This is a genomic window from Cysteiniphilum halobium (assembly GCF_003574425.1).
GTDB classification, from domain to species: domain Bacteria; phylum Pseudomonadota; class Gammaproteobacteria; order Francisellales; family Francisellaceae; genus Caedibacter; species Caedibacter halobius.
Genome location: NZ_QLIU01000136.1, coordinates 1 through 774, shown reverse-complemented (window position 1 = coordinate 774; position 774 = coordinate 1). Strand labels below are relative to the sequence as shown.

Genomic DNA, 774 nt, shown 5'->3' with positions numbered 1-774 from the left:
AAATAAAAAAAGGAGAAGAAGAAGAAAGAAAAAAAAAAAAAAAAAGAAGAGAGAAAAAAGGAAAAAAAAAAAAGAAGAAAAAAAAAAAAAAAGAAAAAAAGAAAGAAAAAAAAGAAGAAAAAGAAAAAAAAGAAAAAAAGAAAAGAAAAAGAGAAAAGAAAAAGAGAAAAAAAAAAAAAAAAGAAAAAAAAAAAAAAGAAAAAAAAAAGGAGAAAGAAAGAAGAAAAGAAAGGAAAGAAAAAAAGAGGGGAAGGAAAAAAAAAAAAAAAGAAAGAGGGGAGAAAAGAAGAAGAAAGACAAAAAAGAAAAAAAAGGATAGAAGGGGAGAAGAAAGAAGAAAAGAGAGAGAAGGAAGTAAAGAAAAAAAGGAAGAGGAGAAAGAAAAACAGAAAGAAAGAGAGAGGAAAAAGGAAGAGGAAAAAGAGGAAAGGGTGAGGAAGAAAGAAAAAGAGGGTAGGGTGGTATGTAAGGTAAAAAAAAAAAAGAAAAAAAAAAGAAGAAAATAAAAGGAGAAAAAAGGGGAGAAAAAGAAAATAAGATAAATGATAAAGAAAGAGAAAATAAAAAGGAAAAAAGAAAAAAAAAAAAAGGGAAAAAAAAAGGTGTAAAAGAGAAAGAAAGAAAAAAAAAAAAAAAAGATAAAGAAAAAGAAATGAAAAAGGAGTAGAAGAAGAGAATCAAACAAAGTAAGTGGTAGGAGAAAAGGAAGAGGTGAAAAAAAAATGAGGGGGGTTTAAAGAGGAAAATTACAAGTGAGAAGTGTCAAAAAGGAAG

General features: G+C 25.7%; 1 protein-coding gene. It reads left to right on the top strand.

Features of this window, described 5'->3' with window-relative positions:
• Positions 1 to 506, top strand: a 506-nt coding sequence (locus DNK85_RS12755) for a hypothetical protein (protein WP_208123198.1), incomplete at its 5' end; no start/stop codon positions are given.
• Positions 507 to 774 lie beyond the last annotated feature (268 nt).